Here is a 13,360-nt window from a genome sequence, read left to right as displayed (position 1 = left end):
CCGTGTGCCCTTATCCCGTAACAGAGCGGGACAGATAGGGCGTTGCCCCAGAATCACATTGCCTCCCCCGACACGCTTTCGATAGACCTAGGGGTTCGACGGGGGCGTGTGCTGTGGCTGCGCGCCATGGTGTCCGGCTGGGCCGGGTGTCACGCGGATCGACGCATGTGACGGTCCGGGTGCGAGCGTGTGAAGTGGGGCGCTGGATTCGGTGTTGGGCGGGCTCTGATGTCCGTAACCTACCGGTCGGGTGAAACGAGGTCAGGGGGCTGTAGTTGACGGCTTGGGACATATCTCCGTCGGGTGTGAGGGGCGTTCTCCAGCGCTGCGGCAAGGAAGCGGCGGACATGGGCGAGGCCGGGGGAAAGATCCAGGAGTCCGTGACGGACGCCGGAAGTTGGGCCGGCACGATCGCCGAGCACTCCGCCGGAGTAGAGGGGCCGGTCGGTACCGCGTTGAAGGTCTTCTTCGGCAAGTCCGTGGGTGACCTGGCCTACGTGGCCAATCGGACCAAGCGGTCACTGGACGGGGCCGTCGACGCCACCACCGCGTATGTCGAGGGTGACTTGAAGATGGCCGCCGACGCGCAGCACGAGGCGGTCAAGGAGCCGCCGGTGGACCTTCCGGGCCAAGGCGGCGGGCACGGTGCCAGCACGGCGGGCGGGGGTGGCCGATGAGCGACGACGAGCTGATCAAGCCTTGGAAGATATCCGTCTTCACCGGGGACCTAGGCGAGCTGGGGAAGGCTTCCGGTGATCTGAAGACGCAGTCCGGGAAGTTCCGGGACGCTGGCGCCGGTGTGCACTCGCAGTTCCAGGGCTTGGCCTCCTGCTATCACGCGCCCGAGGCGGACCAGCTGTTCGCGACGACTGCGCCCGTGAAGGAGAAGTCCGGGCACTTCGCGGACAACGTGGAGAAGGTGTCGGCGGCGCTGGACGCCTATGCGGCAGAGGTCAAACCACTGGTGGACCGGCTGCAGACGCTACGGGAACAGGCGGACGCGTTCGTCGCCAGCGTGCAAGGCGACGACGACTGGAAGAAGGACCAGAAGAAGGTCGACCGCAACAACGGTCTGATCGACGCCGTTGGCGCGGCGGAGGTCGCCTTCTGGGACGCCGAACGGGCCTGCGCCAACAAGATCCTGGCCCTGGTCGGTGAGGGCCCGCTCATACCCGACGACGGCAGCCACAAGCCCAACATGTACGGCTACACACTGGAGACCGTCCAGCACGCGGAAGAGCTGCCCTGGGGCAAGCACGCGGAGCGTGAATTAGAGGGCCTGGAGTGGGCGTGGCACCAGGTCAAGAGCTTCGTGTGGGACGGCGTCGTCGTCGACGGCATCTGGGGCACCATCCGCGGCCTGGGCACCCTCGTCGGCGTGGACGGCTGGGACAAGGCCGGCGAGGCGTGGACGAACCTCGGCAAGCTCGCCACGGGCGTGATCATTACTGCTACCCCGGCGGGTGCCGCGTTCTGGATGGCTCGGGATGACCAACTGCCCTCTTGGCTGCGTGATTCGCGGAAGGCCGTCAAGGAGACCGGGAAGGCGATGGTCGCCTATGACGAGTGGGGCAAGAATCCCGCCCGGGCGGCCGGTGCGGTGTCCTTCAACGTGGTCACGACCGTCTTGACCGGTGGGGCGGGGGCTGCCGCCAAGGGTGGTGCGGTCGTCAAGGTCCTTTCCACGACGGGCAAGGTGGGCAGGGCCATCGACCCGATGACGTATCTCGGTAAGGCCGGGACGTTCGGGGTCACCAAGGTCGGTGACTTCATGGGGAGTTTGAAGAACTTCGACTTCACCACGCGGATGGGTTCCGGCGTCCGTGGGGCTGAGGGGGCGCTCAAGGGGGTTGAGAGCGCGGCGTTCCCGGCGGAGAGGTTCGTGCAGGTCTGGGACCACCAGGGGAAGCCGGCCTTCATGGAGAAGGAATCCGGGAGGCTGAGCTATGCCGACGGGACGCCGGTCAGGCCCTCGGAGAGCATCAAACACGAGTTGCCCGCCCAACAACGCATATCCGCGCAGCAGGAGCTCCACGCCAAGGAACCTGCCCTCGTGGGTGCACGTACAGGCACGGAGGCGACGGCATCTGCGGGCCAGGCTGCAGAGCACCTGCCTGCGAGCAGGACGGGGCACGCATCCGGTCAGACTGGCGGCAGTGCCCGAGACCTCGGGGACAGCCCGTCAACTGGCCATGGCTCTGGGCCTACTCACGCGCATCCAGGCGGTGGCGGTCACACGCACAACGGAACGCCTTCGCACCACGACGGCGGTACCGATGCCGATGCTGCTCATGGTCCGGGGGACCATTCCCGTCCCGAAGGCTCTTCGGAAGAAGGTGGAAGCGGCCACGAGGCGTCCGAGACGGAGAAAGCCACTCAAGGGCACGAGCCGCTGGATCCGGACTTCGTCAAGGACCGCATCAAGCAACTGGATGACCGGCAGGGCGGTGAAGGCCATGCACCAGGCCGTCACCAATACCCTGATGACCAGGCTTTGCGCGATCGCCTGGGGAAACCGCTGCTCGACAAGGACGGAAATCCAAAGTTCTACAGCGACGCTTCGAACTACCCCGGACACGCTAAGTCGACGGATAACATTGACCCGCTCACCGGCACAACCGATGACGGAGTCAAACCAGGAAACCGTCACAAGGTGGGCGCCTACGCAACCCGCTTCGATAAAGCAGAAGACATGGTTCGCGCAGACGCCTACTTCCGTGACATCATTGATCGCGGGGGCATTCCCAAGGAGACTCCGATCGCGGACATCCTGGGACCGGATGGCCACAAGCGCCTGACCGGCTTCTACAGAAACCCCAAGAAGCTTGACGAATTCTTGCCCGTCGACTTCGAGGGCGGAACCATACAGCCGGTGTACAGAAAGCATGGTGACACGTACAGACTCCATACGATGTTCGCCGACCCTGCCCCCGGCCGCCACCCGTGAACGGATCTGAAACGGTATGAACGAAGACCTGCACGCATTTATCAGGGCTTACATGCGCCTCGAAACCGCCTACGACACCACTGGTTTCTTGCGACCAACCTTGTTGGGATTCAACGAAAGTGTTGTCCGGAACGTTCGAACCGGACTCGAAGAAATTTTGCAGACGCGTTCACTGACAGTGGACGACTACACGGGGCTTACGAACATCGAGTTCCCTGACGAAGACACCTTGTACAAGTACCTGCAGGACATGTACGCGTACCTCTTCGAAGGACATCCGGAACAGCCCGAGCCACCTGAAGACTTCTAGTCCTGGTCGTCAGTCATCCGCTCATCCACCCCAGGGCCCCAGCCGTCATCTGGCGACGGCTGGGGCGTCGGTCAAGCCATCACAGCAGCCGATGAGCTGGACCAATAGGTGCCCCGACTGGGCTGCACCCTTCTTTCAAGTGGGAGGCGAGGCAGCCTGTGATCACTACGAGCTGAACAGCAAGGAAGGCAGATTGTGGGTGACGCTCCAGAGCCCAGAGAGAAGCTTCTCCAGTGGGCAGAGGAAGGGCATCGGAACGCTCTTGAACTCGCAGGCATGCTCGGCGTCCCCACGGACGCCTATGCGTGTGACCCGTTGACTCTGGCTCCTGCCCTCCAGAACTATGTGTCACGGCTTCCGCTGGGACAGTTCGAGCAGTCGGACTGGGCAACGTTGCATGCCGACCTGACGTCCTACGTGGCTGATGTCCTCGTACATAGCCACGGAGCCAGGTGGCAAGTGGCAGAAGACGCAAGGGGCCCTCTCGGCTTCCGGTATGTCATCGAAGTCCAAGGACTGGATGGCAGCACACGGAGGATCGACCCTGCCGATGCCGTTCTGGCCGAGTTCAGAGATCCGCCCATCGAGATCACAAGAATGCTGGCAAGCGCCGAACCGACTCTGGGACTGAGCCACCGACTCGACGGCGAGTGAGGCTCGCAGGGCTGCAGAGGCCCTGGGCCCTGTGGTGTCCATTGGAAAGGCCGGGCGTTCGGGATAGCCGAGGAGACCCATGAACCGTGAGCTCAGGAACTTCGTTAGAACGTACCTCGACCTTGAAATGGCGTATGACACCAAGGGCTGGCTACGTCCGACCTTGCTGGGATTCAACGAACACTTTGTGAACAACGTTCGTTCCGGGCTGGAAGAGATCTTGCGCGACCGGTCATTGACTGTCGGTGAGTACGAGGGCCTGACGGCCATCGAGTTCCCCGATGAAGACACCTTGTACAAGTACCTGGAGGACATGTACGCGTTCCTCTTTGAAGGACGTCCTGAGCAACCCGAGCCACCAGAAGACTTCTAGTCCAGGGAGTTGGCCAGACCACCGCTTACGAGTCGAGGATGAGCGGTGCGTGCGCCTCGGTGCGTGACGGTGTGGCACCGGAGAAGCTGTTCGTGCAGTCCTGAAACTGGGAGCGTGACAATTGCATGCCGTTGACCGACAGGCACCGGACGTGTCCAACTGGCTTGTCGCGAACAGCTGGTTCGCAGGGCGGGACATAGGCCGTCGCGCGGATGAGCTGATCGATGTGAGGGTGCGCGACTCGGAGCGGCAAGGTGCTCCGATGGAACCGTTCCCTGCTGCGGTGCGGGCTGTCCGTGAGTACGGGCTGCTGAGGCTCGTCCGCTCTGCGGCGTCGAGACCGGCGCTGGTGATGAAGCCGACAGTGGGGTACGAGGGGGATGCCGCTGAGATCGCCGAGTTGGCGAGGTGTCTTGGGCAACGGGTGTTTCCCGTCGGGTACGAGGAGTCGGAGTACGGACTGGTCATCGTCGATGAGCTCGGGAGGTACTTTCAGCTGCATCACACCGGTGAGTACTTCATGGGGATGGACGCCCACGACATGTTTTCCCGGTTCATCAATGCGGTTGCCGGCCCGGACGTGGAGCGCTTCTATGCGTCTCGTGGATGTCCGTAGCTCATGCCATGATTCCGGCCTCATGAATGACCGTTCACTTTCACCCGCCTGGCTGGCCTCATGGACAGACAGGGTCTCCGGGACTCTCACGGCAATGACAGGCGAGTTCGAGCGCCGGTACGGCTTTCCCCCTGGTACCAACGAGGTCCGGACGGCCAGCCCCGACGATCGAGCCGCAGCTCGCATGCTTGCCCAAGCGAGTCCCATCCCAGCTGACTTGGTCACCTTCTACGACAGCATCGGCGACGTCACCTGGGCGGACGTCGGCAACGGCTACTTTCTCGACCCGGCAAGTGACGTCCTTCTGCGACTCCAGGAGTACGGCGTTGTCGACGTCGGCGCGGATCAGAAGGTCCACGGTCTGGTCATGGGCTCGAACGGCGGCGGACTGTCCTACGTTGCGGGTCCTGATGGGTCGGTTCACCGGACGCGGACAGCGTCGCTGGACGAACCGGAGCTCGACAAGGTGGCCGACGACCTGCGGCAGTTCCTGGAACTGCTGGAGCGATCCCTGACACGGTTCGTCGCTGACGGCGATCCGGGGTCTCTGTAGGGCAACCCGCAGCGCCCATTCTGTACCTGCTGCCGCCGACGCAGCCGTACCCCATCCTCCGCGAAAGGCGCCTCTACTCCCTATGCGCGTGACCCCCTCCGAAAACCCGCTCCTCACGGCCGTCCGCAACGGCGACGCCACGGCAGTGGGCGCCCTGCTCCAGGAGGACTACGGCGCTACTCATGCGCGCGGCCCGCACGCCGCAACTGCCCTGCGTCTGGCCGTGGATGCCCTCGACTACCGGGTCCTCGATGCCCTGCTGATGCTGGGCGATCCCGACGCGCTGGACCTGAACGGCATCGACGCCGACGGCCGCACCCCGCTGCTGCGCGCCGTCGACCGGGGCGCGCACGACATCGCCACCGCCCTGGACTTCGCCGGGGCCGACCCCCGGGTCACGGACCGCGAGGGTCGCGACGCCCTCGCACTGGCCCGGCACTGGCACACGACCGGCACCGGAGCGGGGGTCTACCAACGGACCATGCGCGACGGCAACAAGGAGCTCTGCCGCGAGCTGTTGATCGACGGGCGGACCGTCCACGACGGCCACACCGCGATCCTCACCTACTTGGAATCGTGCTACGGAATTGCCACGCCCTTCGATGAACTGCTGGACCGTGCCATGGCCGAGCCCGAGGTCGACCACCCGGTGTGGGGAGCGGCAGTCGTCGCGCTCGCCGGACGAAAGGGTCCAGAACTGCCGCCCATATGGGACGCCGCAGCCGCTCTTCGCCACCACCGCGATCCGCTGGCACGCTACTTCGGAGCGGACGTGATGCGCTGCATCAACGTCCTCGACGAAAGCGGTGAGGACGAGGAGGCTCCCTTCGACACCCCGCTCGTCGACCTGTTCCTCCCCTGGGCGGAGCAGGAGGAGGACCCCCGCGTGATGCGGCCCCTTACCGCCGGACTGGCCGAGGCCGAGGATCCCCGCGCCGAGAAGCCGCTGCCCACCCTCACCCGTTACCCCGACGCCCGGGTCCGGGCCAAGGCTGTCGGCGGCCTACACTGGCAGGTCCAGCAGGCGAACCCCGACGCCCTGGCCGCCGTCCTGGCCCGCACCCGGGACACGGACGCCCGCGTCCGGGCACGCGCCTGCCAGGCCCTTCTGCAAGCCCCGGCCGACGACCCGGCCCCCTGCGATGCCTTGGCCGCCTGCCTCTCCGACTCCGAGGAAAACGTACGGATCACCGCCGCGGTACAGCTTGCTCTGCGCGACGACCACCGCGGTGACGCACTGCTGGATGCCCTCGACGGCAGCGACCGGACGTCGCCGTACTACTGGGAGCTGGACCAGGTATGGCGGCACCGGCACCGCCAGAACCGGTGAACTGGGAGGAGTAAGGAGGGTTCATCAACGCGGTTGGCGGCCCGGACGCGGAGCGCTTCTCCGCGTGAGGCGCCGGTAGCGTGTCGGCGTCGTACCCCTGCCGAAACGAGGAACTCCCGTGACCGCCGCCCCAGCGTCCCCGTCCACCGACGCCCTCCGCGCCCGCATCCGCGGCTGTCTGCTCGGTGGGGCGATCGGGGACGCCCTCGGTAACCCCGTTGAGTTCCTCTCGCTCGATGCAATCCGCCGCGTGCACGGGGCGGAAGGCGTCACCGGGCTCGTCCCCGACAGTGACGGGGTCGTCGGGCGGGTCACCGACGACACGCAGATGACCCTGTTCACGGCGGAAGGGCTCCTTCGGGCTCAAGCGGCCACCGGCGACGGGGAATTGGGCGATGACGCGGTCGCTGCCGTACACCGCGCGTACCTGCGGTGGCTGGACACCCAGAACCACCCCGCTCCCCCGCCGGCCGTGAGCGCCGACGACCCGGTCCGTTCCGGTTGGCTGCGGACGCAGCCGTGGCTGTACGCGCAGCGGGCGCCCGGGAATGCCTGTCTGTCGGGGCTGGGTCAGGGGCGCGTGCCCGATCCTCGGGCGCCCCTCGACGAGAGGCCCGGGCCGGTCAACCCCGGGTCCAAGGGCTGCGGCACCGTGATGCGTTCGGCGCCGTTCGGGCTGATCGGGCTGGGCGCCGGGCGTGCCTTCGAGCTTGCCGCGCGCTGTGCGCGGCTGACGCACGGGCATCCCACCGGGGCGTACGCGGCGGGCGCGTTCGCGGTGATCGTCCACCGCCTTCTCGACGGTGTGCCGGTCGAGGTCGCCGTCCAGTGCGCCCTGGAGCTGCTCGCCCGTTACCCCGGTCACGAGGAGACGTCCGCCGCTCTGCGTGCCGCTCTCGCGCTGGCGGCCGACGGTGCGCCCACGCCCGAGAAGGTCGAGTCGCTCGGGGGTGGCTGGGTCGCCGAGGAGGCGCTGGCCATTGCCGTCTACGCGGCCTGCGCGGCGACCGGGGCCGGATCCCTCGCCGGGGGGCTGCTGCTGTCCGTCAACCACTCCGGGGACAGCGACTCGACGGGCTCCCTGTGCGGCAACCTCCTCGGGGCCCGGCACGGTGACGCCGCCCTGCCGCCGTCCTGGCTCGCCCGTATCGAGGGCCGGGCCGTGACGGCCGAGCTTGCGGACGATCTCTCGTACGCCTTCCACGGTCCGCGCCCGCCGCACGGCGAGCCGGTCTTCCCGTACGGGCGGTACCCCCGCCACTGAACCCGCTGGCCGGATCGCGCTCTGTCCGGCGGCAGGGGCGTCGCGTCAGCATGTGGCCTTCCGTGGTGCAACGTTCCTCACTCTCAAGGAGCAGCTATGGCAGGCCACTTCATACTCCGCAGCATCAACAACACCGACCTGGCCATCGCGACCAGTAAGGGGGCCACCTGGTCCGTGCTGCAGCACGCCAACATCGGGTGGAACACCGCCTCCCGGTCCGTGCTGTCGAAGGCGCTCAACGGGCAGCCGATCGGGAACCGGGACGGGCTGCCGCCGCACCGGTACCTGGAGTCGAAGAAGAGTGTCGGGGACACGCTGGAGAAGTACCTGCGCAATGCGGGATGGGCGAGTCAGCTGATCCGGCCCAACAGTGCCGGGCTGGGGCTGCGGGAGCTCAGCCCGAAGGCCAAGGCCGCGTGGGACCGGGGTGACCGTACCGGGGCCCTGGTCGAGCAGTTCCTGCACGGCACCGCGACCGTCGAGGTGTACTACATCAACGGGACCGAGATGAGCTAGCGCTCCGCGAAGTCCGGTACGTCATCTGCGGGTGGCGTCTGGGGGTCCCCCCTCTGGGGGATGGTCGCGCAGTTCCCCGCGCCCCTTCGGGGCGCGCGGCGGAGCCGCACCATGCAGCCGCCCCGTGCCCCTTGTACGTACCGGCTCGGGGTGCCCCGGCCCGTACGGCCCGTACGTACGGACCCCGGCGCACCCCGGCCCGTACTCGTGCCCCTTACGCCGACGCCTCCGTCAGCCGTGCCAGGTCCTCTTCCGTGAGGTGGAGCTCCACCGAGGCCAGCAGGGCCGGGAGTTGTGCCACCGTGCGGGCGCTCGCCAGCGGGGACGCCACAGTCAGCCGGGCTGCCAGCCAGGACAGGGCCACCGTCGCCTGCTGGGTGCCGTGGGCCTCGGCGACCTCGTCCAGGGCGCGCAGGACGCGGCGGCCGCGCTCCGTCCGCAGGTACTCGGCGGCCTTGTCGGCGCGGGCGCTGTCGACCTGGGTGTCGGGGCGGTACTTGCCGGTGAGGAAGCCGGACGCGAGAGCGTAGTAGGGGACGGCGGCCACGCCGTGGCGGGCGGCCACGTCGGCGAGTTCGCCCTCGTAGGTGTCGCGGGAGACCAGGTTGTAGTGCGGCTGGATGGCGACGTACTTCGCGAGGCCGTTCTTCTCCGAGAATTCCAGGGACTCCGCGAACCGCGCCGCGCTGATATTCGACGCGCCGATCTCGCGGACCTTGCCCTCCTTCACCAACTCGTCGAGCGCGGTGAGGAATTCCTCCACCGGGACGGACTCGTCGTCGTAGTGGGTGTAGTAGAGGTCGACATAGTCGGTGCGCAGACGGCGGAGGGAGTCCTCCAGGCCCCTGCGGATGACGTCCGCCTTCAGGCCGGCCGGCTCCGGGACACCCGCGCCGACCTTCGTCGCGACGACGATGCGGTCGCGATTGCCGCGTGACGCCAGCCAGTTGCCGATGACCGTCTCCGATTCGCCGCCCTTGTTGCCCGGCACCCACGCCGAGTAGACGTCGGCGGTGTCGACGAAATTGCCGCCGGCGGCCGCGTACGCGTCGAGGACGTCGAAGGACTGGGCCTCGTCCGCCGTCCAGCCGAAGACATTGCCGCCGAGGGCCAGGCGGTGGACGCTGAGTTTGCCGATCTGGGCGTACGTGTCAGTCATGACTGTCTCAACTCCCGTGCTCGTACCACGATTCCCGTACGTACCTTGCGTACCGGAGGGGAGGGCGAGCGGGGGGTATTGAGGCGGTTGTCGGCGCGGCGGAGGCGGGCGGGGTGCCAGGGGCCCAGGGCCCCCTACGGGTGCAGGCCCCGTCCCCGCAGCCACGGCAGCGGGTCTATCGGGGTGCCGCCGCCCGGGCGCACCTCTAGGTGCAGGTGCGGGCCCGTGACGTTGCCGGTCGCGCCGACGCGGCCTATGACGTCGCCCGCCTTGACCTTGCCGGAGGTGACGGTCATCGACGACAGGTGGCAGAACCACAATTGCGTGCCGTCGTCGAGCGTCAGCACCACGCGATAGCCGTACGCGCCCGCCCAGCCCGCGGAGGTGATCGTTCCGCCGCTGACGGCCTTGACGGGGGTGCCCGGCGAGGCGGCGAAGTCCTCGCCGGTGTGGTGCGCGGACCACATGTTGCCCGCCTGGCCGAAGCCGGCGGTCAGGGTGTAGGAGCGGACGGGGAGGACGTAAGTGCGGGTTGCGGTGGCGCCCTTGGGGGCGGAGGCGGTGCCCTTGGGGGCGGGGGCGGTGTTGGAAGCGTGCTGTTGCGGCTTGGGCTGGTGGGGCTGCTGCTTCTGCTGCTGCTTGTGCTTGTGCACTTCCGGCTGCGTCGGCTGCGCCTTGTGCTCGGCCTTCTCGGCCGCCGCCTTGCGCTGTGCTTCCGCCTCGGCGGCCTTGCGCTCGGCCTCGGCCTGCGCCTTCGCCTGCGCGGCTTGCGCTTCGCGCTCGGCCTCGGCCCGTGCGGCCTGCGCTTCGCGCTCCGCTTCCGCCTGTTCCGCCTGCGCCTCTTCCTCTTCCTCCGCCTGCTCGGCCTTCTCCTCGGCCGCCTGCTTCTGCTCCTCGGCTGCCGCCTGGTGCGCTGCCTCGCGGGCCTCGCGCTCGGCTGCGCTCTGCTGGTACTCGGCCTGCTGCAGGATGCGGGCGCGCAGTGCCTCGCCCGCGTTCGGGGTGCCCTGCGCCACCTCCTCGGCGGTCAGGCCCAGCTGGGTCAGCGGCTGCGCCTGCGACTGAGTCCGCGAATCCGCTTGTTCCGTCTGCGACTTGGTCCCGTCCTCCGCCTGGTCGCCGCCTATGAGCGCGCCGACACCCGGCAGGTTCTGCACCAGGTCGGGCACGGATATCGGGGCCTGCGGGCGCTCCTGCGCGCTCGCCATGCCGCCCGCGCCGACCGCCGCGATCACACCGACACCGAGCACCGCGCCGCTGCGCGCCATCGTGCCGCCGCGCGGCTTGGGCACGCGGTGCCGGCCGCGGACGGGAGCGCCCGGGTCCTCGGCGAGCTCGGCGGGCTCGGCGGGCTCGGCGGTTCCGGGCGCTGTGGTCCGTACGTCGACGCGTACGTCGGTCCGTACAGCCGGCTCCGGCATCGCGTCGGCCGCCTGCGGGACGTACGGGCGCACCAGCGGGACCACCGGGAACTCGTCCGCCGTGGCGGCGGCATGGGCGGTGGTGTCTTCGTACCCCGCTGTCGTCGTCACCTGTGCGTGATCGGGTGCGTAACCGGACGCATAGGTTTCGTACGGGCTCCCGTACGGAACACCGGGCGCCGTCGCAGGTGTTTCGTACGGGCGCGCGTAATGATCTTCGGGGAAAAATCCGGGTGGCTGCGCCGCATATCCGGCCGCGTACCGATCCGCAGCCGAAGGGCCGTGCGGACTGCCTTCGTGAGCAGGGTCGTTGGACGCCACTGAGGCGGCTCCTTTCCCGCGGGATTCGGCGAAGGCGCACGGGTGCCGTCGCTGACGAACAGGCGCGACGGCCGCGCTCCGTTATCGAACGTTAATAGACGGGACCGTCGAATCCAAGCCGAAAGGGGGAACCGCCCGCTTCCTTGGCGAGGACTTTGACGGACAGGCGGTTGCGAATGTCGCCGATTCGTGGCGGTGTTGACGAAACGTTGGTGGTCACGGGCCCCGTCTTGATCGCCGCCTTGATCGCCTTGATCGCCCTGATCGGCCGTCAGCCGGGTTTTCCGCCCGAATGCGGAGAGATCAAGATCCACTACGCGGTGTCATGCGTGCCTGCGGATCGCCAACAAGGCCATGTCGTCCGCCGTCTGACCACCCGCGTGCCGGCCGACGTCCGTCACGAGGGCGTCCAGCAGCGTTTCGGGGTTGCGGAACTGGCGGCCTGCCAGGCGTACTTGCGGGTCGTAGAAGGCGCCGCGCTCGTCCCGCGCCTCCGTGACGCCGTCCGTGAACAGCAGCAGCGTCGAGCCCGGCGGGAACTCCCACTCCTCCGCGCGGTCCGGCCACTCCCCCAACTCCCCCATACCGAGCGGCAACGCGGGAACGGCGGGCTCCACTTCGCCGACGGTGCCGTCCGGGTGGAGCAGGAGCGGCGGAGGATGGCCGCGGTTCACCAGACGCAGGGCGGCGGCCCCCGGCGGGATCTCGGCGAGGACGGCCGTGGTGAAGCCCTCCACCTGGTCCAGGTTCGCGCGCCGGGCGCCCTCGCGTTCCAGTGCGCGCTCCAGGCGGCAGGCGAGCGCCTCCAGGGTGCGCTCCTGCTCCGCCGCCTCACGGAACGCGCCGATGACGACCGCGACCGCTTCCACGGCCTCCAGGCCCTTGCCGCGCACGTCCCCTACGAGTACGCGGACCCCGTAGGGGGTGTCCTGGACCGCGTACAGGTCGCCCCCGATACGGGCGTCGGCGAGCGCGGCCACATAGCGCGCCGCCACGCGCAGGCCCCCGATACGGGCCGGAGGCGCGGGCAGCACCGCCCGCTGAGCCGCCTCCGCGATACCGCGAGCCGAGGCCAGGCGCTCGCCGGTGCGGTGCACGAGGCGGTTGATGCCGATCGCGATCAGGGCGACCGTCACGATCGTGAGGTTCTCGGAGAGGGAGGCGCCCGTGTCTCCGGACGGGTTGAAGAACGTCAGGGCTAGGGCGGCTGCGACGGAGGCGAGGGCTGTGAGGACGGTGCCGCGCAGTGAGTACAGGGGGGCTGCTACCAGGGGGGCTGCGGAGAGGAAGGGGGCGGGGGTGTAGTGGGCGGGGGTGGCGAGGTCGAAGGCGGTGCCGGTGGCTATGAGGGTGGCGGGGAGGGTGCGGGCGAATCGGCCTGGCGGTCTGGGGGCTTTCCGGGTGGGCCCGGACCCCTTTTTCCGGGTGGGCCCGGAGGCCTTGTTCCGGGTGGGCCCGGAGCCCTGTGTCCGGGTGGGCCCGGAGCCCTGTGTCCGGGCGGGCCCGGAGCCCTGTGTCCGGGCGGGCCCGGAGCCCTGTGTCCGGGCGGGCCCGGATGCCTGTTTCCGGGTACGCCCGGGGGACCCCGGGGGGCCGGTGCTCTCCGTCACCGCGCTTGCTCCTGAACCGATGTTCCGCGCATACCGTTCCCACTTTTCCGGGGGGTGGGGGTGGAGGCGAATCGGGGTGCGCCGTGTGGGGTGGCGGGGGTGGTTGGGTTCGGGTGGGGGTGGGTGGGTTTTTCTCCCCTTGCCCGCCCCTTCCCGAAACTGGGGCTCCGCCCCAGACCCCGTATCGCGGCTGCGCCGCTCGTCCTCAAGCGCCGGACGGGCTTGTTTTTCGGGCGGCGGGCGGCGGGCGGCCTCGACGCCGTACTTCTGCATGCCGGCGAGGTCG

13 protein-coding genes are annotated in these 13,360 nt (G+C 68.4%); 10 read left to right on the top strand and 3 right to left on the bottom strand.

The genetic code is table 11. From position 1 onward, the window contains the following. Nucleotides 1–275 precede the first annotated feature (275 nt). The 10 genes from ACFP1Z_RS31850 (at nucleotide 276) to ACFP1Z_RS31805 (ending at nucleotide 8,563) form a co-directional block, all read left to right on the top strand. On the top strand, nucleotides 276–677 hold the full coding sequence (locus tag ACFP1Z_RS31850; RefSeq protein ID WP_390321241.1) for a DUF6507 family protein: 402 nt from the start codon (nucleotides 276–278) through the stop codon (nucleotides 675–677). Next, the gene (locus ACFP1Z_RS31845) at nucleotides 674–2,947 is read left to right on the top strand and encodes a hypothetical protein (protein ID WP_390321240.1); all 2,274 of its coding nucleotides are present in this window, start codon (nucleotides 674–676) and stop codon (nucleotides 2,945–2,947) included. The genes ACFP1Z_RS31850 and ACFP1Z_RS31845 overlap by 4 nt, the downstream gene beginning before the upstream one ends. 16 nt (nucleotides 2,948–2,963) lie before the next feature. Then, nucleotides 2,964–3,257 carry a hypothetical protein gene (locus ACFP1Z_RS31840; protein ID WP_390321239.1) on the top strand — a complete coding sequence of 98 codons (294 nt, stop codon included), beginning with the start codon at nucleotides 2,964–2,966 and terminating at the stop codon, nucleotides 3,255–3,257. A 195-nt stretch (nucleotides 3,258–3,452) separates the two neighbouring features. Next, a complete protein-coding gene (locus ACFP1Z_RS31835) occupies nucleotides 3,453–3,911 on the top strand; it encodes a hypothetical protein (RefSeq protein WP_390321238.1) in 459 nt (152 codons plus the stop codon). 79 nt (nucleotides 3,912–3,990) lie between these two features. Continuing rightward, nucleotides 3,991–4,284: a hypothetical protein gene (locus tag ACFP1Z_RS31830; protein ID WP_390321237.1), complete on the top strand. Its 294-nt coding sequence runs from the start codon at nucleotides 3,991–3,993 to the stop codon at nucleotides 4,282–4,284. A 151-nt stretch (nucleotides 4,285–4,435) separates the two neighbouring features. After that, nucleotides 4,436–4,900 (top strand): SUKH-3 domain-containing protein, encoded by a 465-nt coding sequence (locus ACFP1Z_RS31825; protein WP_390321236.1) that lies wholly within the window; start codon nucleotides 4,436–4,438, stop codon nucleotides 4,898–4,900. A 217-nt stretch (nucleotides 4,901–5,117) separates the two neighbouring features. Then, complete coding sequence (locus tag ACFP1Z_RS31820; protein ID WP_390321235.1) at nucleotides 5,118–5,453, top strand: SMI1/KNR4 family protein; 336 nt, start codon at nucleotides 5,118–5,120, stop codon at nucleotides 5,451–5,453. An 88-nt stretch (nucleotides 5,454–5,541) separates the two neighbouring features. After that, entirely contained in the window at nucleotides 5,542–6,783 is a 1,242-nt protein-coding gene (locus tag ACFP1Z_RS31815; RefSeq protein WP_390321234.1) for a HEAT repeat domain-containing protein, read from the top strand. A gap of 118 nt (nucleotides 6,784–6,901) precedes the next feature. Further along, on the top strand, nucleotides 6,902–8,047 hold the full coding sequence (locus ACFP1Z_RS31810; protein ID WP_390321232.1) for an ADP-ribosylglycohydrolase family protein: 1,146 nt from the start codon (nucleotides 6,902–6,904) through the stop codon (nucleotides 8,045–8,047). A 96-nt stretch (nucleotides 8,048–8,143) separates the two neighbouring features. Continuing rightward, nucleotides 8,144–8,563 (top strand): hypothetical protein, encoded by a 420-nt coding sequence (locus tag ACFP1Z_RS31805; protein WP_390321231.1) that lies wholly within the window; start codon nucleotides 8,144–8,146, stop codon nucleotides 8,561–8,563. Between the two features lie 214 nt (nucleotides 8,564–8,777). Here ACFP1Z_RS31805 and ACFP1Z_RS31800 read toward each other — a convergent pair whose 3' ends face one another. The 3 genes from ACFP1Z_RS31800 to ACFP1Z_RS31790 all read right to left on the bottom strand — a co-directional run bounded on the left by ACFP1Z_RS31800 (nucleotide 8,778) and on the right by ACFP1Z_RS31790 (nucleotide 13,074). Continuing rightward, nucleotides 8,778–9,722, bottom strand: coding sequence for an aldo/keto reductase (locus ACFP1Z_RS31800; RefSeq protein WP_390321230.1), 945 nt, complete (start codon nucleotides 9,720–9,722; stop codon nucleotides 8,778–8,780). A 134-nt stretch (nucleotides 9,723–9,856) separates the two neighbouring features. Beyond that, nucleotides 9,857–11,254, bottom strand: coding sequence for a M23 family metallopeptidase (locus ACFP1Z_RS31795; RefSeq protein WP_390321229.1), 1,398 nt, complete (start codon nucleotides 11,252–11,254; stop codon nucleotides 9,857–9,859). A gap of 533 nt (nucleotides 11,255–11,787) precedes the next feature. Continuing rightward, nucleotides 11,788–13,074: a PP2C family protein-serine/threonine phosphatase gene (locus ACFP1Z_RS31790; RefSeq protein ID WP_390321228.1), complete on the bottom strand. Its 1,287-nt coding sequence runs from the start codon at nucleotides 13,072–13,074 to the stop codon at nucleotides 11,788–11,790. Nucleotides 13,075–13,360 lie beyond the last annotated feature (286 nt).

The organism is Streptomyces gamaensis (assembly GCF_042656465.1).
Classification (GTDB): domain Bacteria; phylum Actinomycetota; class Actinomycetes; order Streptomycetales; family Streptomycetaceae; genus Streptomyces; species Streptomyces gamaensis.
The sequence above is the reverse complement of the archived record's forward strand: the minus strand, read 5'-3'. Positions and strand labels throughout refer to the sequence as shown.

Excerpts from the sequence above, each read along its gene's own strand:
- ACFP1Z_RS31845 (WP_390321240.1), top strand. The coding sequence starts at position 674 with ATGAGCGACGACGAGCTGATCAAGCCTTGGAAGATATCCGTCTTCACC.
- ACFP1Z_RS31840 (WP_390321239.1), top strand. The coding sequence starts at position 2,964 with ATGAACGAAGACCTGCACGCATTTATCAGGGCTTACATGCGCCTCGAA.
- ACFP1Z_RS31830 (WP_390321237.1), top strand. The coding sequence starts at position 3,991 with ATGAACCGTGAGCTCAGGAACTTCGTTAGAACGTACCTCGACCTTGAA.
- ACFP1Z_RS31805 (WP_390321231.1), top strand. The coding sequence starts at position 8,144 with ATGGCAGGCCACTTCATACTCCGCAGCATCAACAACACCGACCTGGCC.
- ACFP1Z_RS31800 (WP_390321230.1), bottom strand. The coding sequence starts at position 9,722 with ATGACTGACACGTACGCCCAGATCGGCAAACTCAGCGTCCACCGCCTG.